Genomic DNA, 20,876 nt, shown 5'->3' on the forward strand with positions numbered 1-20,876 from the left:
CCGTCGCCGGGCTCCGTTCCGTCGCCGGGCTCCGTTCCGTCGCCGGGCTCCGTTCCGTCGCCGGGCTCCGTTCCGTCGCCGGGCTCCGTTCCGTCATCGCCGGAGCCGGCGGCCCGGCCGGGCTGTGCGCCTTCGCCGAGTTGCTCCGCCTCACCGGTCCGTGCCGCCTCGTCGGGCTGCCCGGCCTCGCCGGACTCTGCGGGGCCGTCGGACGGTGTGGCGTCAATGAATCCTGCCGGTTCGCCGGACAGTGCGGCGTCAGTGGATCCAGCAGGTTCGCCAGGTGGTGCGGCGTCGCCGGGCTCCTCCGCCGGACCCTCGGGCCCAGGCCGCGCGGCCCCGTCGGACCGTCCCGCGCCGGCGGACCGAGGTGCCTCGCCGTCCGGCTCCTCGGCATCGGACGGTGCCGCCTCACCGGGCCGCACCGGCTCGTCGAGCCGCTCCTCCGAGTCGCCCGCGCCCGGGGGCCCCGTCTCCGCGTCGCCGTTCAAGCCGACCCGCACGCAGGCTGCCCGCCAGGCCGGGCCCGCCTCGCGCAGGGGCTGGTCCTCCGTCGCGCAGGAGTCCAGGGCGACCGGGCAGCGGGGATGGAACGTGCAGCCGGTCGGCAGGGCCGACGGGTCCGGGGGGTCGCCGGGCAGGCCGCGCGGGGCGAAGCGGGAGGACGGGTCGCCGATGCGGGGGAAGGCGGCGGACAGCGCACGGGCGTACGGATGCCGGGCGGACTCGTAGACCTGGCCGGCGGGGCCCTCCTCGACCACCCGGCCCGCGTACATCACCGCGAGCCGGTCGCAGGTGTCGGCGAGCACCGCCAGATCGTGACTGATCATGATGAGGCCCACGCCCTGGTCCGCGACCAGCTGCTCGATCAGGCGCAGGATCTGCGCCTGGATCATCACATCGAGCGCGGTGGTCGGCTCGTCCGCGATGATCAGCCGAGGGTCGCAGGCGAGCGCCATCGCGATCATCACCCGCTGCCGCTGGCCGCCGGACAGCTCGTGCGGGTAGGCCGACGCACGGGCCGCCGGAAGACCGACCTGCTCCAGCAGCTCCCCGGCCCGCTTCCGGGCCGCTGCCGGGGTCGCCCGGCCGTGCAGCAGGACCGGCTCGGCGATCTGGTCGCCGATGCGGTGCACCGGGTTGAGGGAGTGCATCGCCCCTTGGAAGACGATCGAGGCACCGGCCCAGCGCACCGCCCGGACCCGGCCCCACTTCATGGCCAGCACGTCCTCGCCGTCCAGCAGGATCTTCCCGCCGACCCGGGCGCCCGCCGGCAGCAGCCGCAGCAGCGCCAGCGCGAGCGTGGACTTGCCGCAGCCCGACTCGCCCGCGATCCCGAGCTTCCGGCCGGCCTCCAGCCGCAGGTCCACTCCGCGCACGGCCGCCGCGCCGCCCGCGTACGTCACCGTCAGGTCCCTGACGTCGAGCAGAGTCACCGCGACACCCCCAGCCTCGGGTTGAGGACCTGCTCCACGGCCCGCCCGCACAGCGTGAACGCCAGCGCCACCACGGCGATGGCGACACCCGGCGGCACCAGATACCACCAGTGACCGGAGCTCACCGCTCCCGCCTCCCGCGCGTCCTGCAGCAGCGCGCCCCAGGACACGACCGCCGGGTCACTGAGCCCGAGGAAGGCGAGCGTCGCCTCGGCGAGGATCGCCGTGGAGATGATCAGGGTGGTCTGCGCCAGCACCAGCGGCATCACATTGGGCAGCACATGCCGGGACATGATGTGCCAGTGGCCGCCGCCCAGCGCCCGCGCCCGCTCGATGTACGGCCGGGTCTCCACCGCCAGGGTCTGCGCGCGCACCAGCCGGGCGGTGGTCGGCCAGGTGGTCACCCCGATCGCCACGATGATGGTGAGCAGCGAGCGCGGCATCACCGTGGCCAGCGCGATCGCCAGCACCAGTGTGGGCATCACCAGGAACCAGTCGGTGATCCGCATCATGACCGTGGCGTACCAGCCCTTGAAGTGCCCCGCCGTCACCCCGATCAGCGTGCCGATCGCCACCGACAGCACCGCGGCGAGCAGCCCCACCAGAAGCGACACCCGCGCACCCCAGATCACCAGGCCGAGCAGGTTCCGCCCGAACCGGTCGGTGCCGAACGGGAATTCGGCGCTCGGCTCCTCCAGCGGTCCGCCGGGCGCGTCGGTCACGTTGTCGACGTCGGAGCCGACCAGCAGCGGAGCGGTCAGCGCCAGCAGCGCGAACAGCAGCAGTGCGCCCAGGCCGAAGAGCCCCGCCCGGTGCGTGCGGTACTGGCGCCAGAAGCGCGCGGCCGAGGCCCGGCGCCGCCGCCAGGCGAGCGCCCGCGGCCGTACGGCCACGGAAACCTGCTCGGCCCGCTCCTTCGTCGTGCCGTTCTCGGTCGTCGTCATCGGCCCACCCGGGGGTCGAGCAGCGGATAGATCAGATCGGCCAGGGTGTTCATCACGATCACCGCGGCGGCGAACACGAAGAACAGCCCCTGCACCAGCGGCAGATCGGGCACGCTGAGCGCCTGGTAGAACAGCCCGCCGAGGCCCGGCCAGGAGAACACCGTCTCCACCAGGATCACCCCGGCCACCGTGCGGCCCAGGTTGATGAAGATCAGCGTCACGGTCGGCAGCAGCGCGTTCGGCACCGCGTGGCGCCGCCGCACGAGGTCGTCGCGCAGCCCCTTGGCGCGGGCGGTGGTCAGATAGTCGCTGCCCATCTCGTCCAGCAGCGCCGACCGGGTCACCAGCAGCGTCTGCCCGTACTCGACGGCCACCAGCGTCACCACCGGCAGGATCAGATGGTGGGCCACGTCCAGGACGTAGGCGAAGCCCTCCTCGCCACCCGACTCCATGCCCCCGGTGGGGAAGAGCCCCGGCAGCGGCCCGACCCCCACCGACAGCGTGACGATCAGCAGCAGCCCCAGCCAGAACGACGGGACCGAGTACAGAGTCAGCGCCAGGCCGGTGTTGAGCCGGTCCCCGAGCCGCCCGTGCCGCCACGCCGACCGCGTCCCCAGGAAGATCCCCAGCAGGGTGTAGAGCACGAACGCCGTGCCGGTGAGCAGCAGGGTGTTCGGCAACGCCTCGGTGATCTTGTCGATCACCGGGGCGTTGAACTGGTACGAGGTCCCCAGATCGCCGGTGAGGGCCTTGCCGCAGTAGTCGGTGAACTGCTGCCACAGCGGCAGATCCAGCCCGAACTGCTCGCGGTAGTTGGCCAGTTGCTCGGCCGAGACCTGCCGCCCGCCGGTCATGAACTTCACCGGGTCGCCGGGGATCAGCCGGAACAGGAAGAAGCTGGTGACGAGCACGGCGAGCAGCGACACCGCCGCGCCCGCCAGCTTGCCCGCCACATACCGCAGATACGCGGTGGTGGTGCGGGCCCGCGGCCCGCGGGGCGCCGCCGGCCCGTCCGTCACCGGACCGGCGGCACCCGGCTTCTCGATCGGTGCGGACGCCGCATCGGCGGTCATCGGCACCCCCGCACGCTACTCACGGTCATCGGCCGTCGCCCGGCGCCGCATCGCGAGGAACACACCCAGCCCGGCGAGGACGACGACACCCGCCACGATCCCGATGACCACCCCGGCCGAGGAGGAGCCGTCCGAGGAGTCGCCGGAGTCCGCCGGCACCGCCGACCACCAGCTCCAGTAGCCGTCCTGGCCGTAGATGTTGCCCGCCTTCGCCGGCATGGTGGTGATCGACTTGATCTGGTCGGTGCGGTACGCCTCGACCGCGTTCGGATACGCCATGACGTTCATGTACCCGAGGTCGTACAGCCGCGACTCCATCTGCTTGACGATGTCCGCCCGTTTGGCCGGGTCGTACTCGGCGAGCTGCTTGGCGTAGAGCTCGTCGTACTTCTTGTCGCAGATGAAGTTGTCGGTCGCGCCGGTGTCCTTGGGCGTGGCGGGCAGCGCGGCGCAGGTGTGGATCGACAGCACGAAGTCGGGGTCCGGGTTGACCGACCAGCCGTCGAAGGCCAGGTCGTACTCACCGGCCAGCCAGGGATCGGTCACATTGTCCAGGCACTTGAGGGTGACCCCGATGCCGAGCTTGCCCCACCACTCCTGCAGGTACTTGCCGATCGCCTTGTCGTTTGGGTCGGTGGCGTGGCACAGCACCCGGTAGTTGATCGGCTTGCCGTCCTTGCCGACCCGCTTGCCGTCCCCGTTCTTCTTGAGGCCGGCCTGGTCGAGCATCCGGGCCGCCTCCTCCGGGTCGTACGTCAGCTCCTGGTCGGGCGACGGCTTCCAGAAGTACTGCGAGAAACGCGGCGGGATGTAGCCCGCGCCCTCCACGGCGTGGCCCTGGAACACCTTGTCGATGATGGCCTTGCGGTCCACCGCCTTGAACAGGGCGTTGCGCACCCGCTGGTCGAGCAGCGAGGGGTGCCCGTCACCCATCTTCTCGCCGTTCTTCGCCTTGGCACCCGGGTTGGTGGCCAGCGCGTAGAAGCGGCGGCCCGGCGCGTCGTTGACGTGGATGTTCTTCTCGCCCTTCAGCGAGGCCGCCTGAGCGGGCGTCAGCGACGGCGAGCCGGCGACGAACGACACCTCGCCCTTGCGCAGCGCCGACACCGCCGCGTCCTGGTCCTTGTAGTAGCGGAAGACCAGCTCGTCGAACTTCGGCGCACCGCGCCAGAAGTCCTTGTTGGCCTTCATCCGCACATAGCTGTCCGGCTTGTAGTCGGTGAGGATGAACGGCCCGTTGCCGACGACGGGGAAGTCCTTGTCATTGTTGAACTTCGAGAAGTCGTCGACCTTCTCCCACACATGCTTGGGCACGATCGGCACGTCCAGCGCCGTCATCGTGGCCTGCGGCTTCTTCAGCTTGATGACCAGCTTGGTCGGGCTGGGCGCGGTGACCTTCTCGAAGTTGCCGACGAAGCTGCCGTTGGCGGTGGCCGCGCCCTCGTCGGTCATCATCTTGTTGAACGTCCAGGCCGCGTCCTCGGCGGTGGCCTGCTTGCCGTCCGACCACTTGGAGTTGGAGCGGATCGTGTACGTCCAGGTCAGCTTGTCCGGGGAGGACTCCCACTTGGTGGCCAGACCCGGGATGACGTGGTTGTCCTTGGGGTCGTAGTTGGTCAGGTACTCGTAGGTGAGCCGGTGGATGCTCGTGCTGAGCAGCCGCACCGCCAGGAACGGGCTGAGCGAGTCGACGCTCTGCGCCACCGCGACCGTCAGCACCTTCTTGCCGTCGTCGGCCGCACGGGCCTGCTCCGGCGCCGGGTTGAGCGGGGTCGCGAGCCCGGCGGTGAGGGTGAGTGCGGCGGCGCCGGCCGCCGCGACGAGCCGGATGCGGCCGGGGGTGCGCCCCGAGCGCCGTTGATCGCCACGATCGTTCGTGTTCATAGGGTCGCTGACCTCGCGTCATCGCTCGCACGGATGGGACGGGTTGATCAGATGAGTGTTGAGTGTGTCTATCAGCGCCATCTGAAGGCGTCAACGGCGTGCGCACCCCATGTGGCCTGCGGAAATAACGAATTGGCGAGCTTTTGACGCCCATTGGTCGAGACCACTGACGCGTCCCTGGCCAGGGGGTGGCGGCCGATTTCCGCCCATCCGCGCGGAGGGTCCCGTACATGACGATCGGCCCCTCGAGAGGGGCCGATCATGTGATGTACCGATGTGTGTGATTGACGCCGGGCGGGCCGCCCCCGCGCGCGCCGCCGCTACTGCTGCGGCGGGGGCGGCGGCGTCTGCGGTGCCTGACCCGGCTGCTGCGGATAGGGCTGCTGGGCCGGCGGCTGCTGCGGGTAACCCTGCCCCGGCTGGGGCTGGGCCTGCGGGGGCACCCCCGGCTGCTGCGGCTGCTGCGGGTACGGGCCGGGCTGGCCGGGACCGGGCTGGCCCGGGTACGGGGGCTGGCCCTGCGCCGGGGGCTGTCCGGGAACCGGCTGGCCCGGGACCGGCGGCTGGCCGCCGGGGAGGGGCTGACCGGGCATCGGCTGACCGGGCACGGGCTGGCCGGGGAGCGGCTGGCCCGGCAGCGGCGGGGCGGCGACCGGCGGCGGGTTGCCGTCGGAGGTCCACAGCCCGTGCGACTGCTGATGCCGCACGAAGTCCTCGGCCACCATGGCCGCGAGGTTGAAGTACGCCTCCCGCACCTTCGGCCGCATCATGTCGAGGTCGACCTCCGCACCGGCGGCCAGATGCTCGTCGAACGGCACCACGACCACGCCCCGGCACCGCGTCTCGAAGTGCGACACGATGTCCTCGACCTTGATCATCTTGCCGGTCTCGCGCACCCCGGAGATGACGGTGATCGACCGCGAGACCAGTTCCGCGTAACCGTGCGCCGACAGCCAGTCCAGCGTCGTACTGGCGCTGCTCGCACCGTCCACGGACGGCGTGGAGATGATGATGAGCTGGTCGGCGAGGTCCAGCACCCCGCGCATGGCGCTGTACAGCAGACCCGTGCCGGAGTCGGTCAGGATGATCGGGTACTGCTTGCCGAGCACGTCGATCGCGCGCCGGTAGTCCTCGTCATTGAACGTGGTGGACACGGCCGGGTCCACGTCATTGGCGATGATCTCCAGCCCCGACGGCGCCTGCGAGGTGAACCGCCGGATGTCCATGTAGGAGTTGAGGTACGGGATCGCCTGGACGAGGTCACGGATCGTCGCTCCGGTCTCCCGCCGCACGCGGCGGCCGAGGGTACCGGCGTCCGGGTTCGCGTCGATCGCCAGGATCTTGTCCTGCCGCTCCGAGGCGAGCGTCGCACCGAGCGCGGTGGTGGTCGTCGTCTTGCCCACACCGCCCTTGAGGCTGATCACGGCGATGCGGTAGCAGGACAGCACCGGCGTGCGGATCAGCTCCAGCTTCCGCTGCCGCTCGGCCTCCTCCTTCTTGCCGCCGAGCTTGAAGCGCGAGCCGCCGACCGGACGGCTGCTCTTCGCCTTCTGCTTCTTGCTGTTCAGCAGCCGGTCCGACGACAGCTCCACCGCGGCCGTGTAACCGAGCGGTGTCGCCTGCGGGTTGGTCGGCTGCCGCTGATCGTGCTGCATCGGCTGCGGCCAGGCGGCCCCGAGCCGGGGGTCGACGGGCGGCTGCGGCTGTCCCTGCGGCGGCACACCGGGCTGCGGCTGGGGCGGCACGGGCGCACCAGGCTGCGGCGCCGGCGGCTGTGCCTGCGGCGCGGGCTGCTGGAGCGGGAAGCCGTAGCCGTTGCCGGGACCGGCCGCGGGCGCACCGGGCGTACCGGGCTGCGGGAAGCCGTAACCGGCCGGCGGATAGGGCTGCTGGGCCGGCGGCTGCTGCGGGGCCTGTGCCTCCGGCTGCGGGCTGGGCTGCTGCGCGGGCGCCTGCGCCTGCGGCGCCTCAGGCCCCTGGGCCGCCGCCGGCTTCGGGAAGCCGTAGCCGCCCTGGGCGCCCGGCGCGGGGGAGGAGCCCGGCTGCGGGAAGCCGTAACCGGCCGGCGGCTGCACCGCGGTCGCAGGCGGCGGCTGGGCACCCGGCGTGTTCCACGGCGCCGACGCCGGCTGCGGAGCCTGCGGCTGGACGGGCGGCTGCTGCGTCGAGGCGGCGGACTGGTCCTGGGCAGCGGCGGGCTGCTGCGGCTGAGGCTGCTGCGCGGGCGCCTGCGGAGGCATACCCGGCTGCTGTCCCTGCGGGGCGGGCGGCTGCTGCGGGTAGCCGTACCCACCGGGCTGCGCTGGGGGCTGAGCGGGCCACTGCGCCGCGGGCGGCGGGGCGGCCGGGTAGCCGGGCGGCACCGGCGGTGCGCCCTGCGGCACCGGGGGAGTCCAGGCGGGCGGGGCGGCGTCCTGCGGCCCCTCGCCGCCGGGCGCGTCGGAGGACGCGGCGGCGTCCGCCGGCTTGGCGTCCTGGGGCTCGGGTCCGGCCGCTGCGGCATCGGCCGGTGCCACAGCGGCGGACGTGGCATCGGCCGGCACCGCGTCTGCGGGTACCGCGTCCGCGGGTGCGGCGTCCTCGGGCACGGCGTCCTGAGGCTCGTCCTCGCGCGCCGCGTCCTCGGGCTCGGCCGGCCCGGCCACTGCCTCCTCGGCGCTCTCGGCGGCCGCGGCCTCCTCCTGGGAGGCATCCGCCTCCGCTGCCCCGCCGCCCTCGGACTCGGCCCCGGACTCGGCCTCGGACTCGACTTCCGCTTCCGGCTCCTCCGGCCGGCTCTCCGCGTCTGCGTCGTCCACGGAGTCCGCCCCCGCTTTCGGGGCGTCCTCCGCCGAGGCTTCCGTCTCACCGGAGCCCTCGTCGTCCCGCTCCGCCTCGGCCGCCGGGGCCTCCGGGTCCTCGCCACCGACGTCAGCGGTCGCGGCGTCCGCATCGCCGTGCTCGGCCTCGACCTCGGTCTCGCCCCGGCCCTCGCCCGGAACGCCGGCGTCCTCGGCCTCACCGTCCCCGGACGGGCTCTCCTCGCCCGCCGCCTCGGTGTCCCGCCGCGCGAACTCCCGCTTCAGCGCGGCGGCGGAGAACCGGATCGTGGCACCGCTCTCCAGGTCACCGTTGCCGGGATCGGTCACCCCGGGCTCGGCCCCGGCGACCGGTGCCTCCGGCGCCGACGGGGACGACGAAGACCCCCCGTTCATCTGACCCTCCCCCTGCGGCTGCTGCGGTTCGAACCCCACCGGCAGCTTGGGCACGACCCCCGGCACCCCGGGAGGCGGCACGGGCGGAGTGAAGGGTGCACCGGAAGCAGGCGCGGGCGCGGGCGGGGCAAAAGGCGCCCCCGGCGCCGGATTCACGGAGGGCTCCGGAGAACCCACCGCGGGCGGCGGCGTCAGCCCCGGAACGGGCGGCACCGGAGAAGCAGGCTCAGCGCTGACCGAAGGCGACCCGTCGGTATCGGCAGCAGGCTCGGAAGGCGCTGCGGACACGGAATCCGAAGCCTCCCCCGTAGCAGAGGCGGACGAGCCCTCCGACGCCGACGATCCCGAGGCGTTCTGCGTGTACCAGGCCGGCGGCGCGTAGTCGATGGTGAACTCGCCCGTCGCCTCGACGGCGGACTCCGCGTCGGGCTGGTCATCGCCGGGTGTCGCCCAGCCCCCGCGGATCCCGTCCCGATCGCTGCTCACAGTTCCTCCTGGTGTGGTCGAGCACCCGCACGCCGCGCTGTGCGACCAGCATCTTGTCGTCGCCGGAAGTTGTTCGAGGTTGCCGCGTGGTCGTCTCGTCCGATTGCAGGACCGACCACGCCCGATCCCACCCTAGTCACCACTTCAGGCCCACCGGCAGGCCCGTCACAGCCCCAGCACAGCTCCGTGAACAGCCACCGACCTCGCCAACACCCCACCGCCGCCGGGCACAAGACGTAAGAGAACCGGACAAGAACCGGCATACCGCACCCAACTTCGGGCGTTTTACGGCGCTTTGCCGTCAGTCCAGTTCGCGCAGTGCGCGCTCGCGCGCGCCGGAAGAGGCGTCGAGGGATTCCTTCCGCAGCGACCTGCGCACCGTGGGGTCGAGCCCCACGGCCTTCCCCCGGACGCCGGCCATGACGGGCTCTGCTCCTCGAGCGAGGCGCGCTGGCCGAGCAGCATCCGCCGCCGGGTGCCGACGAGATGGTTCACCGGGTCCTTCGCACGGGCCGGAGGCTCACCGGCGTTCCTCGTCAGGCCCTTGATGACGTCGTGGTCCCACTGGGCCGCGTCCTCCCCCACGCTGTCGTGCCCGACATCGGCGGCCACGGCGTCCCGCACGCCGAGAGTGCGGGCGTTCCGCGTCGCGGCGGCACCCAGCCGGGTGTCACCGGCGCCGGGCTCCGCCGCGACAAGGCTCTCTGCCGCTCGGCGGGTTGCCGCCTGCCGCGAGCGCGGCACGGATGCGCTCGTTCCGCAGCAGGCCCTCGCATCCTCCGTCGCCGCCCTCCGGCCCGAACAGGGACCACGCTCCCGCACCGCCGGCGGCACGTCGCACATCACCGCCGCCGTCACGGCGGCGAGTCGCCGGCGCCGGGAAGCCGGTGACGCCGTACCGGCTCGTCCTCACTGGGGGCCTGCTCACTGGGGGTCCTGGCGTTCGCCCGGCATCGCGGTACGAGCCGGACATGCGTCGCCCGGGAGGCCGATGCGGCCTCCCGGGCGTGTGCGGCGGTCGCTCGGATCAGGAGTTCTGCGACGAACCCTCCGGCGCCTCCTGCGGCGCAGCCTCCGACGAGTCGCCCGGTGGCTTCAGATCGAACTCGCCGTCCCGCGCCCCCAGCACGAAGGCCCGCCACTCCGCCTCCGTGTAGCGCAGCACCGTGTCGTGGTCGAGCGAGGACCGCATGGCCACCGCGCCGCCGGGCAGGTACGCGATCTCCACCCGTTCCTCGTCCGGGGAGGTGCCGGGCGGGCCGTGCCACTCGACGCCGGAGATGTCGAGGGCGTACAGCTCGTCTCTCTCCCGCTCCTTGCGCGCCTTGATCTCCTCAGCTGTCTCCGCCATGCCGCAGCGACCCCTTCCCGACGTACCCGGGTACCTCATGTACCCGGCCGTACCGATCGTCCGAGCGTCACCCTAGTGGCGGTGCCCGTCCCACCTGGGCGGTTTTGCCGAGCTGGTGACCAGGCGGCAAGAAGGGCCCCCGCCGCCTGGTACCCTGAGTGACGGCCGTTTGTGTACGCACCACCGGAGCGCAGGCTCTGGAGGTCGCGCCCAGCGGATCCCCGCCTTCCGAGTCATGGAAGCTCCCCCGAGAAGCAGACCGGGGGCACTCGGTGGCCACTCACAGATTACGAGGAGTACGAGTGTCGCTCGACGCCGCCACGAAGAAGCAGATCATCGCCGAGTTCGCGACCAAGGAGGGTGACACCGGCTCCCCCGAGGTCCAGGTCGCTCTCCTGTCCCGTCGGATCTCCGACCTGACGGAGCACCTCAAGACCCACAAGCACGACCACCACTCTCGTCGTGGTCTGCTGATCCTGGTCGGTCAGCGCCGCCGGCTGCTGCAGTACCTGGCCAAGAAGGACATCCAGCGCTTCCGCGCGCTGGTCGACCGCCTGGGCATCCGCCGCGGTGCGGCGGGCGCCAAGTAGGACGCCGTGAAGGGAGCGGTTCCCTGAACCAGGGGGCCGCTCCCTTTGCTGTACGGCAGTGCGGCCGCGGCTGTACCGCTGTACGTGCGCAGTGTCACCGCTCCTTTGTAGTGTGGTAGCACAACGCACAAAGCAAGACGGACGACACCGCACGATCCAAGAACTTCAAGAACTTCAAGCACTTCAAGCACTTCAAGCATGAGGAGAGGCGCACCCAGCCGCCGCCGGTCCTCGGTAGTGGCCCCCGGGGAATCGACCCCGGGTGCTTCGATCGAAGACCGGCCCGCACATACGGCGCGCTTCTCCGCACTCGTCCCCCTGCCACGCGGGCAGACGGGACGAAAGACGACAAAGTAACGGAGAAACCGCTAGTGGAGAACGAGACCCACTACGCCGAGGCCGTCATCGACAACGGCTCCTTCGGCACCCGCACCGTTCGCTTCGAGACGGGTCGCCTGGCCAAGCAGGCCGCCGGCTCCGCCGTCGCGTACCTGGACGACGACACCATGGTGCTGTCGGCCACCACCGCGTCCAAGAACCCCAAGGACCAGCTCGACTTCTTCCCGCTCACGGTGGACGTCGAGGAGCGGATGTACGCCGCCGGCAAGATCCCCGGCTCGTTCTTCCGCCGTGAGGGCCGGCCCTCCGAGGACGCCATCCTCACCTGCCGCCTGATCGACCGCCCGCTGCGCCCCTCCTTCAAGAAGGGCCTGCGCAACGAGATCCAGATCGTCGCCACGGTGATGGCGCTCAACCCCGACCACCTGTACGACGTGGTGGCGATCAACGCCGCCTCCGCGTCCACGCAGCTGGCCGGCCTGCCCTTCTCCGGCCCGATCGGCGGCGTCCGCGTCGCGCTGATCCGCGGCCAGTGGGTGGCCTTCCCGACGCACTCCGAGCTCGAGGAGGCCGTCTTCGACATGGTCGTCGCGGGCCGCACCCTGGAGGACGGCGACGTCGCGATCATGATGGTCGAGGCCGAGGCCACCGACAAGACGATCAAGCTCATCGAGGGCGGCGCCGAGGCGCCCACCGAGGAGGTCGTCGCCGCCGGTCTGGAGGCCGCCAAGCCCTTCATCCGGGTCCTCTGCAAGGCCCAGTCGGACCTCGCCGCCAAGGCCGCCAAGCCGGTCGCCGAGTTCCCGATCTTCCTCGACTACCAGGACGACGTCCTGGAGGCCCTGACCGCCGCCGTCAAGCCCGAGCTCGCCCAGGCGCTCACCATCGCCGGCAAGCAGGAGCGCGAGGCCGAGCTGGACCGCGTCAAGCAGCTCGCCGCCGAGAAGCTCCTGCCGGAGTTCGAGGGCCGCGAGAAGGAGATCTCCGCCGCGTACCGCGCGCTCACCAAGCAGCTGGTCCGCGAGCGCGTGATCAAGGAGAAGAAGCGCATCGACGGCCGCGGTGTCACCGACATCCGCACCCTGGCCGCCGAGGTCGAGGCCATCCCGCGGGTCCACGGCTCGGCGCTGTTCGAGCGCGGCGAGACCCAGATCCTGGGCGTCACCACGCTGAACATGCTGCGCATGGAGCAGCAGCTGGACACCCTCTCGCCGGTGACCCGCAAGCGCTACATGCACAACTACAACTTCCCGCCGTACTCCACCGGCGAGACCGGCCGCGTCGGCTCCCCGAAGCGCCGCGAGATCGGCCACGGCGCCCTCGCCGAGCGCGCTCTGCTCCCGGTCCTGCCGAGCCGCGAGGAGTTCCCCTACGCGATCCGCCAGGTGTCCGAGGCCCTCGGCTCCAACGGCTCGACGTCCATGGGCTCCGTCTGCGCCTCCACCATGTCGCTGCTGAACGCCGGTGTGCCGCTGAAGGCCCCCGTCGCCGGTATCGCCATGGGCCTGATCTCCCAGGAGATCGACGGCGAGACACACTACGTCACCCTCACCGACATCCTCGGTGCGGAGGACGCCTTCGGCGACATGGACTTCAAGGTGGCCGGCACCAAGGAGTTCGTCACCGCCCTCCAGCTCGACACCAAGCTGGACGGCATCCCGGCCTCCGTCCTGGCCGCCGCCCTCAAGCAGGCCCGGGACGCCCGCCTCCACATCCTCGACGTGATGATGGAAGCGATCGACCGGCCGGACGAGATGTCCCCCAACGCGCCGCGGATCATCACCGTGAAGATCCCGGTCGACAAGATCGGCGAGGTCATCGGCCCCAAGGGCAAGATGATCAACCAGATCCAGGAGGACACCGGCGCCGAGATCACCATCGAGGACGACGGCACCATCTACATCGGCGCCGCCGACGGCCCCTCCGCCGAGGCCGCCCGCGCCACCATCAACGGCATCGCCAACCCGACGATGCCCGAGGTCGGCGAGCGCTACCTGGGCACGGTCGTCAAGACCACCACCTTCGGTGCGTTCGTCTCCCTGCTGCCCGGCAAGGACGGTCTGCTGCACATCTCGCAGATCCGCAAGCTGGCCGGCGGCAAGCGCGTGGAGAACGTCGAGGACGTCCTCGGCGTGGGCCAGAAGGTCCAGGTCGAGATCGCCGAGATCGACTCCCGCGGCAAGCTCTCCCTGATCCCCGTGCTCGAGGGCGAGAACTCCGACGAGAACAAGGACGACGCCGCCAAGTGACGTCCCGTGGCTTCAAGGCGACGGCCCGCACCTCCTCGGAGGCGCGGGCCGTCGCCCGTACCCAAACGCTCATCAAGGGCGAGAACGGCATCGGCACGGTCCGCAAGACCACCCTCCCCGGCGGCCTGCGCGTCGTCACCGAGACCCAGCCCACCGTCCGCTCCGCCACCTTCGGCATCTGGGCGCACGTCGGCTCCCGCGACGAGACCCCCGCGCTGAACGGCGCCACCCACTACCTGGAGCACCTGCTCTTCAAGGGCACCGCACGCCGCTCCGCCCTGGAGATCTCCTCCGCCCTCGACGCGGTCGGCGGCGAGATGAACGCGTTCACCGCCAAGGAGTACACGTGCTACTACGCACGCGTGCTCGACAGCGACCTGCCGCTCGCCATCGACGTGGTGTGCGACATGCTCACCGGCTCGCTGATCCGCCAGGAGGACGTGGACGTCGAGCGCGGCGCCATCCTCGAAGAGATCGCCATGACCGAGGACGACCCGGGCGACTGTGTGCACGACCTGTTCGCGCACACCATGTTCGGCGACAACCCCCTCGGCCGCCCCGTCCTCGGCACCGTCGACACGGTCAACGCCCTCACCGCCGAGCGCATCCGCCGCTTCTACAAGAAGCACTACGACCCCACCCACCTGGTCGTCGCCTGCGCCGGCAACATCGACCACAACAAGGTCGTACGCCAGGTCCGCGCCGCCTTCGAGAAGGCGGGCGCCCTCAAGGACCCTGGCGCCCAGCCGGTCGCCCCGCGCGGCGGCACCCGCGCCCTGCGCACCGCCGGACGCGTCGAGGTGGTCGACCGCAGCACCGAGCAGGCGCACATCGTGCTCGGCATGCCCGGCCTGGCCCGCACCGACGAGCGCCGCTGGGCCCTCGGCGTGCTGAACACCGCCCTCGGCGGCGGCATGTCCTCCCGCCTCTTCCAGGAGGTCCGGGAGAAGCGCGGCCTCGCCTACAGCGTGTACTCCTACACCTCCGGCTTCGCCGACTGCGGCCTGTTCGGCGTGTACGCGGGCTGCAGGCCCTCCCAGGTGCACGACGTGCTGAAGATCTGCCGCGACGAACTCGACCAGGTCGCCGAGCACGGACTGCCGGACGACGAGATCGAGCGCGCCATCGGCCAGCTCCAGGGCTCCACCGTCCTCGGCCTGGAAGACACCGGCGCCCTGATGAACCGCATCGGCAAGAGCGAGCTGTGCTGGGGCGAGCAGATGTCGGTCGACGACATGCTGGGCCGGATAGCGTCGGTCACCCCGGACGACGTGCGCTCGGTCGCCCGCGACATCCTGGGACGGCGGCCCTCCCTGTCGGTCATCGGCCCGCTGAAGGACAAGCAGGCCGCCCGCCTGCACGAAGCCGTCGCCTGACCCACCCCCGGCAATCCCTCGGCAATCCCCTCCGGTAAGGAAGCAACACAGATGAGCAAGCTGCGCGTGGCGGTCCTCGGTGCCAAGGGCCGGATCGGATCCGAGGCGGTCAAGGCGATCGAGGCCGCCGAGGACATGGAACTGGTCGCCGCCCTCGGCCGGGGCGACAAGCTGGAGACGCTCGTCGAGTCCGGCGCCCAGGTCGCCGTGGAGCTGACCACGCCCGCCTCGGTCATGGGCAACCTCGACTTCTGCGTGCGGCACAACATCCACGCGGTCGTCGGCACCACCGGCTGGACCGAGGAACGCCTCGCCCAGCTCAAGGGCTGGCTGGAGCGGTCCCCTGAGACGGGCGTGCTGATCGCGCCCAACTTCTCCATCGGCGCCGTCCTGACCATGAAGTTCGCGCAGATCGCCGCCCCGCTGTTCGAGTCCGTCGAGGTCGTCGAGCTGCACCACCCGAACAAGGCCGACGCCCCCTCCGGCACCGCCACCCGCACCGCCCAGCTCATCGCCGAGGCCCGCCGCGCCGCCGGCTCCGCGCCCGCCCCGGACGCCACGGTCACCGCCCTGGACGGGGCCCGCGGCGCCGACGTCGACGGCGTCCCGGTGCACGCGGTCCGCCTGCGCGGCCTGCTGGCCCACCAGGAGGTCCTGCTCGGCGGCGAGGGCGAGACCCTCACCATCCGCCACGACTCCCTGCACCACAGCAGCTTCATGCCGGGCATCCTGCTCGGCGTCCGCCGCGTGATCAGCACCCCGGGCCTGACCTTCGGCCTGGAGCACTTCCTCGACCTGAACTGAGCCCCATCCCCGCCATGCGCGCCAAGATCTCCTACGCCCTCACGGCTGCCGTCCTGGTCGTCTACTTCGTCCTGGTCGGCAGCCGGGGCGTGCTCCTCATCGAGGCCGGCACGCCCGTCACCGTCGCCTTCGGCATCGCGGTCCTGATCCTGCCGGTGATCGGGGTGTGGTTCCTGTGGAAGAACACCCAGTTCGTCCGGCAGGCCAACCGCCTCGCCGCCCAGCTCGAGGCCGAGGGCGGACTGCCCGTCGACGAGCTGAAGCGCCTGCCCAGCGGGCGCATCGACCGCGACTCGGCCGACGAGGTCTTCGCCCGCCGCAAGGCCGAGACCGAGGCCGCCCCCGACGACTGGCGCAGCTGGTTCCGGCTCGCCGTCGCCTACCACGACGCCCGCGACACCCCGCGCGCCCGCAAGGCCATGCAGCGCGCCATCGCCCTGCACCGGCACAGCACCTCCCGGTGAGCCATGGCGCCATGCTGTGAGGGATGGCGCCGCGCACCGGGCTCCTCACACCCGGCGGTACTCCTCCGCCCACGCCTCCACCGTGTCGGCCGCCCGGTCGAAGGCGAGGTCACGCCCCAGGAAGTCGGCGTTGTGCGTGGTCAGCAGCGGCGGCACCGCCTCCGCCTGCCCGCGCCGCGCCAGCAGCAGCGCCTGACCCTGCACCATCCGGGGCAGCCCCAGCAGCCGCACCGGCTGCTGCACCGTGCGCACCGAGCCGACCTGCTCCCACGGCACCGTGCGCGTGGTGAAGAACAGCACCTGCCGCAGGCCCCGGGCGCTCACCCACACGCCCATCCGCAGCAGCCGCAGCGCACCGGCGATGACGACCAGCGCCAGCCCGAAGACCACCCCGGCCGACGACACCGACGCCGTCGCCGCGATGATCACCGCGGAGAACAGCACGAACGAGGCGAGCAGCAGCAACACCGCCGCCGTCCCCACCCGCCAGGGGCCCGGACGGTAGGGGCGCCGCCAGCGGTCACGGTCCTCATAGGGCAGCGGGACATCGTCCGCGGTGTCGAGATCGGCCGTCAGAAAGGGCAGGGGCACGGCGGGTCCTCACTAGATCCATGTGATTGCTGTGCCCGGTGAGGCTACCGATACGTTTCCTCGCTCACCAGCAGCCACCGCCCGGACCATGGCCCTTCCGTGGGTAAAGTGACGGCGCACAGGACCAGACGGGAAGGCCCCTCACACCGTGAACCCCGACGCAGACTTCAAGATCGAGTTCCGTAGCGACGTCACCGTTGAGCTGGTCAAACACAGCGCGGCGGACTCCGACGTACTGTTCGCGGCCCGTGTGTCCACGATCGGGGAGCAGTCCCTGGACGAGCTGCAGAAGGACCCGGAGCGCTCCAAGGGCCTGATCAACTACCTGATGCGGGACCGGCACGGCAGCCCGTTCGAGCACAACTCGATGACCTTCTTCATCAGCGCCCCGATCTTCGTCTTCCGCGAGTTCATGCGGCACCGGGTCGGCTGGTCGTACAACGAGGAGTCGGGCCGCTACCGGGAGCTCCAGCCGGTCTTCTACGTCCCGGACAGCTCCCGCAAACTGGTCCAGGAGGGCCGGCCCGGCAAGTACCGCTTCGTCGAGGGCACCCCCGAGCAGCACCGGCTGGTCACCGAGTCCATGGAGGAGTCGTACCGCCAGGCCTACCGCACCTACCAGGAGATGCTCGCCGCCGGCATCGCCCGTGAGGTCGCCCGCTCGGTGCTCCCCGTCGGCCTGTACTCCACGATGTACGCCACCTGCAACGCCCGCTCGCTGATGCACTTCCTCGGCCTGCGCACCCAGCACGAGCTGGCCAAGGTGCCGTCCTTCCCGCAGCGGGAGATCGAGATGGTCGGCGAGAAGATGGAGGCCGAGTGGGCCCGGCTCATGCCGCTCACCTACGCCGCCTTCAACGCCAACGGACGCGTCGCCCCGTAACCCGGGTTGCCCGGCGACGTTCCCCACACCGGCACACATGTACGGATCAGCCCTGCGAAGTGTCCGTATTGCGGCACATGGCGAAGTTTCCTAGCCTGATCAAACGGACCCGGTACTGCCTGAACCCCCGAGCAGGCAGTACCGGGCTCCCCATATGCACCACCTTGTCGCCCGCCCCGAGGGCAGACCCGGTCCTGAGCAACGAGTAGCGTGTTACCCATGGCTCCGACCTCCACTCCGCAGACCCCCTTCGGGCGGGTCCTCACCGCCATGGTCACGCCCTTCACGGCGGACGGCGCACTCGACCTCGACGGCGCACAGCGGCTCGCCACCCACCTGGTGGACGCAGGCAACGACGGCCTGATCATCAACGGCACCACCGGCGAGTCCCCCACCACCAGCGACGCGGAGAAAAGGGATCTCGTACGGGCGGTACTGGAGGCCGTCGGCGACCGCGCCCACGTGGTGGCCGGAGTCGGCACCAACGACACCCACCACAGCATCGAGCTGGCCCGCACCGCCGAGCGCACCGGCGCCCACGGCCTGCTGGTCGTCACGCCGTACTACAACAAGCCCCCGCAGGAGGGCCTGTACCGGCACTTCACGGCCATCGCCGACGCCACCGGGCTGCCCGTCATGCTCTACGACATCCCCGGCCGCAGCGGCGTCCCGATCAACACCGAGACGATCGTCCGGCTCGCCGAGCACCCGAGGATCGTCGCCAACAAGGACGCCAAGGGCGACCTCGGCCGCGCCAGCTGGGCCATCGCCCGCTCCGGCCTCGCCTGGTACTCCGGCGACGACATGCTCAACCTGCCCCTGCTCTCCGTGGGCGCGGTCGGCTTCGTCTCCGTCGTCGGCCACCTGGTCACCGCCGAGCTGCGCGCCCTGGTCGAGGCGTACACCTCCGGCGACGTCCAGAAGGCCACCGAGATCCACCAGAAGCTGCTCCCGGTCTACACGGGCATGTTCCGCACCCAGGGCGTGATGACCACCAAGGCGGCCCTCGCCCTGAAGGGCCTGCCCGCCGGCCCACTGCGTCCCCCCATGGCCGAGTGCACGCCGGAGGAGATCGAGCAGCTCAAGATCGATCTTGCCGCCGGCGGGGTACAGCTTTAAACAACAGACTTCGCGCGACCGCTCGCGCACCGGACTCCACAACTGAATAGGCGGGCCACCGGTGCCCGCACCCCATACGACAACTGCTTCTGCACGAACGTCACGCGCGCCACGTGCCCCACCGGTACGTGGCGCGCGTGGTTGAGGAGAGTCTTTTGAGTCATCCGCATCCTGAACTCGGCCCGCCCCCGCCGCTGGCCGACGGCGCACTGCGCGTCACCCCACTCGGCGGCCTGGGCGAGATCGGCCGGAACATGACGGTCTTCGAGTACGGCGGCCGCCTGCTGATCGTCGACTGCGGAGTGCTCTTCCCCGAGGAGGAGCAGCCCGGAATCGACCTGATCCTGCCGGACTTCTCGTCCATCCGGGACCGTCTCGACGACATCGAGGGGATCGTCCTCACCCACGGCCACGAGGACCACATCGGCGGCGTCCCGTTCCTGCTGCGCGAGAAGCCGGACATCCCGCTGATCGGCTCCAAGCTGACCCTCGCTCTGATCGAGGCCAAGCTCCAGGAGCACCGCATCCGTCCCTACACCCTGGAGGTGGCGGAGGGACACCGCGAGCGCATCGGCCCCTTCGACTGCGAGTTCATCGCGGTCAACCACTCCATCCCGGACGCGCTCGCCGTCGCCGTGCGCACCCCCGCGGGCATGGTCGTCCACACCGGCGACTTCAAGATGGACCAGCTGCCGCTGGACAACCGCCTCACGGATCTACACGCGTTCGCGCGGCTGAGCGAGGAGGGCATCGACCTCCTCCTCTCCGACTCCACCAACGCCGAGGTCCCCGGCTTCACCCCGCACGAGCGCGACATCTCCCATGTGCTCCGCCAGGTGTTCGCCGGCGCCCGCAAGCGGATCATCGTGGCCAGCTTCGCCAGCCACGTCCACCGCATCCAGCAGATTCTGGACGCCGCCCACGAGTACGGCCGCCGGGTCGCCTTCGTCGGCCGCTCCATGGTCCGCAACATGGGCATCGCCCGCGACCTCGGCTATCTGAAGGTCCCGCCGGGCCTGGTGGTGGACGTCAAGACCCTGGACGACCTGCCCGACCACGAGGTGGTCCTGGTCTGCACCGGCTCCCAGGGCGAGCCCATGGCCGCCCTGTCCCGCATGGCCAACCGCGACCACCAGATCCGGATCGTCGAGGGCGACACCGTGATCCTGGCGTCCTCCCTGATCCCGGGCAACGAGAACGCGGTCTACCGCGTGATCAACGGCCTCACCCGCTGGGGCGCCAACGTCGTCCACAAGGGCAACGCCAAGGTCCACGTCTCGGGCCACGCCTCTGCGGGCGAGCTGCTGTACTTCTACAACATCTGCCGCCCGCGCAACCTGATGCCGGTCCACGGCGAATGGCGGCACCTGCGCGCCAACGCGGAACTGGGCGCGCTGACCGGCGTCCCCCACGACCGCATCGTCATCGCCGAGGACGGCGTCGCCGTCGACCTGATCGAGGGCAAGGCCAAGATCTCCGGCAAGGTCCAGGCGGGCTACGTCTATGTCGACGGCCTCTCCGTCGGCGACGTCGGTGAGCCGGCCCTGAAGGACCGCAAGATCCTCGGCGACGAGGGCATCATCTCGGTCTTCGTCGTCCTCGACTCCTCGACCGGCAAGATCACCGGCGGCCCGCACATCCAGGCCCGAGGCTCAGGCATCGACGACTCGGCCTTCGGCGAGGTGATCCCGAAGATCACCGAGTCCCTGGAGCGCTCCGCCCAGGACGGCGTTGTCGAACCGCATCAGATGCAGCAGCTCGTCCGCCGCACGCTGGGCAAGTGGGTCTCCGACACCTACCGGCGCCGGCCCATGATCCTGCCCGTCGTGGTGGAGGTCTGAGCTCGATCTGACGGTCCGTCGGACCGCAGACAGGGCGCGAACTGGGAGCGGGGCGGCTCGATTTGCATCGAGCCGCCCCGCTCCAGTACGTTTACAACTCCTCCCGACCGGGCACCCGGCCACCTCGTGCGCCGGAGGCAACCGCCCGGAGGGGGAGGGAAATCCGGCTCAGAATCTCTGATAAAGTCGGGTGCGCCGGAAAGGGAAACGCGCAAGCGGAACCCGGAAAGGCACCGAGGAAATCGGATCGGC

14 protein-coding genes and 1 pseudogene are annotated in these 20,876 nt (G+C 71.0%); 8 read left to right on the plus strand and 7 right to left on the minus strand.

Going from position 1 to position 20,876, the window contains the following annotated elements; all coding sequences use genetic code 11:
• Positions 1–434: 434 nt before the first annotated feature.
• The 6 genes and pseudogenes from ABD198_RS26100 to ABD198_RS26125 all read right to left on the minus strand — a co-directional run.
• Positions 435–1,436 (minus strand): annotated as a pseudogene (locus ABD198_RS26100) (ABC transporter ATP-binding protein); the annotation flags it as partial.
• Positions 1,433–2,380, minus strand: coding sequence for an ABC transporter permease (locus tag ABD198_RS26105; RefSeq protein WP_344006335.1), 948 nt, complete (start codon positions 2,378–2,380; stop codon positions 1,433–1,435). The pseudogene ABD198_RS26100 and the gene ABD198_RS26105, both read right to left, overlap by 4 nt.
• Positions 2,377–3,453, minus strand: a complete 1,077-nt coding sequence (locus ABD198_RS26110) for an ABC transporter permease (RefSeq protein ID WP_344006337.1) — start codon at positions 3,451–3,453, stop codon at positions 2,377–2,379. Before ABD198_RS26110 ends, ABD198_RS26105 begins: the two co-directional genes overlap by 4 nt.
• Before the next feature lie 15 nt (positions 3,454–3,468).
• Entirely contained in the window at positions 3,469–5,337 is a 1,869-nt protein-coding gene (locus ABD198_RS26115) for an ABC transporter substrate-binding protein (RefSeq protein ID WP_344006339.1), read from the minus strand.
• Between the two features lie 320 nt (positions 5,338–5,657).
• The gene (locus ABD198_RS26120) at positions 5,658–9,017 is read right to left on the minus strand and encodes an SCO5717 family growth-regulating ATPase (protein ID WP_344006341.1); all 3,360 of its coding nucleotides are present in this window, start codon (positions 9,015–9,017) and stop codon (positions 5,658–5,660) included.
• 1,027 nt (positions 9,018–10,044) lie between these two features.
• The gene (locus ABD198_RS26125; RefSeq protein ID WP_344006343.1) at positions 10,045–10,368 is read right to left on the minus strand and encodes a DUF397 domain-containing protein; all 324 of its coding nucleotides are present in this window, start codon (positions 10,366–10,368) and stop codon (positions 10,045–10,047) included.
• Between the two features lie 302 nt (positions 10,369–10,670).
• Here ABD198_RS26125 and rpsO point away from each other — a divergent pair, with 302 nt between their 5' ends.
• The 5 genes from rpsO to ABD198_RS26150 all read left to right on the plus strand — a co-directional run bounded on the left by rpsO (position 10,671) and on the right by ABD198_RS26150 (position 16,190).
• Positions 10,671–10,958 carry a 30S ribosomal protein S15 gene (rpsO, locus tag ABD198_RS26130; protein ID WP_344006345.1) on the plus strand — a complete coding sequence of 96 codons (288 nt, stop codon included), beginning with the start codon at positions 10,671–10,673 and terminating at the stop codon, positions 10,956–10,958.
• Between the two features lie 371 nt (positions 10,959–11,329).
• A complete protein-coding gene (locus ABD198_RS26135; protein ID WP_344006347.1) occupies positions 11,330–13,546 on the plus strand; it encodes a polyribonucleotide nucleotidyltransferase in 2,217 nt (738 codons plus the stop codon).
• Positions 13,543–14,922: a M16 family metallopeptidase gene (locus ABD198_RS26140; protein WP_344006349.1), complete on the plus strand. Its 1,380-nt coding sequence runs from the start codon at positions 13,543–13,545 to the stop codon at positions 14,920–14,922. Before ABD198_RS26135 ends, ABD198_RS26140 begins: the two co-directional genes overlap by 4 nt.
• Before the next feature lie 51 nt (positions 14,923–14,973).
• Entirely contained in the window at positions 14,974–15,726 is a 753-nt protein-coding gene (dapB, locus tag ABD198_RS26145; protein WP_344006351.1) for a 4-hydroxy-tetrahydrodipicolinate reductase, read from the plus strand.
• Between the two features lie 14 nt (positions 15,727–15,740).
• Entirely contained in the window at positions 15,741–16,190 is a 450-nt protein-coding gene (locus ABD198_RS26150; RefSeq protein WP_344006353.1) for a hypothetical protein, read from the plus strand.
• A gap of 45 nt (positions 16,191–16,235) precedes the next feature.
• On the opposite strand, the gene ABD198_RS26155 is transcribed toward ABD198_RS26150, so the two are convergent.
• The gene (locus tag ABD198_RS26155) at positions 16,236–16,781 is read right to left on the minus strand and encodes a YdbT family protein (protein ID WP_344006355.1); all 546 of its coding nucleotides are present in this window, start codon (positions 16,779–16,781) and stop codon (positions 16,236–16,238) included.
• 148 nt (positions 16,782–16,929) lie between these two features.
• Between ABD198_RS26155 and thyX the strand changes: the two genes are divergently transcribed.
• The 3 genes from thyX (at position 16,930) to ABD198_RS26170 (ending at position 20,624) form a co-directional block, all read left to right on the plus strand.
• Positions 16,930–17,664, plus strand: a complete 735-nt coding sequence (thyX, locus tag ABD198_RS26160) for an FAD-dependent thymidylate synthase (protein ID WP_344006357.1) — start codon at positions 16,930–16,932, stop codon at positions 17,662–17,664.
• 219 nt (positions 17,665–17,883) lie between these two features.
• On the plus strand, positions 17,884–18,783 hold the full coding sequence (gene dapA, locus ABD198_RS26165) for a 4-hydroxy-tetrahydrodipicolinate synthase (protein ID WP_344006359.1): 900 nt from the start codon (positions 17,884–17,886) through the stop codon (positions 18,781–18,783).
• Positions 18,784–18,938: 155 nt separating this feature from the next.
• On the plus strand, positions 18,939–20,624 hold the full coding sequence (locus ABD198_RS26170; RefSeq protein WP_344006361.1) for a ribonuclease J: 1,686 nt from the start codon (positions 18,939–18,941) through the stop codon (positions 20,622–20,624).
• Positions 20,625–20,876 lie beyond the last annotated feature (252 nt).

Origin of the sequence: Streptomyces thermocarboxydovorans (assembly GCF_039524635.1) — a bacterium.
In the GTDB taxonomy this organism is placed as follows: Bacteria; Actinomycetota; Actinomycetes; order Streptomycetales; family Streptomycetaceae; genus Streptomyces; species Streptomyces thermocarboxydovorans.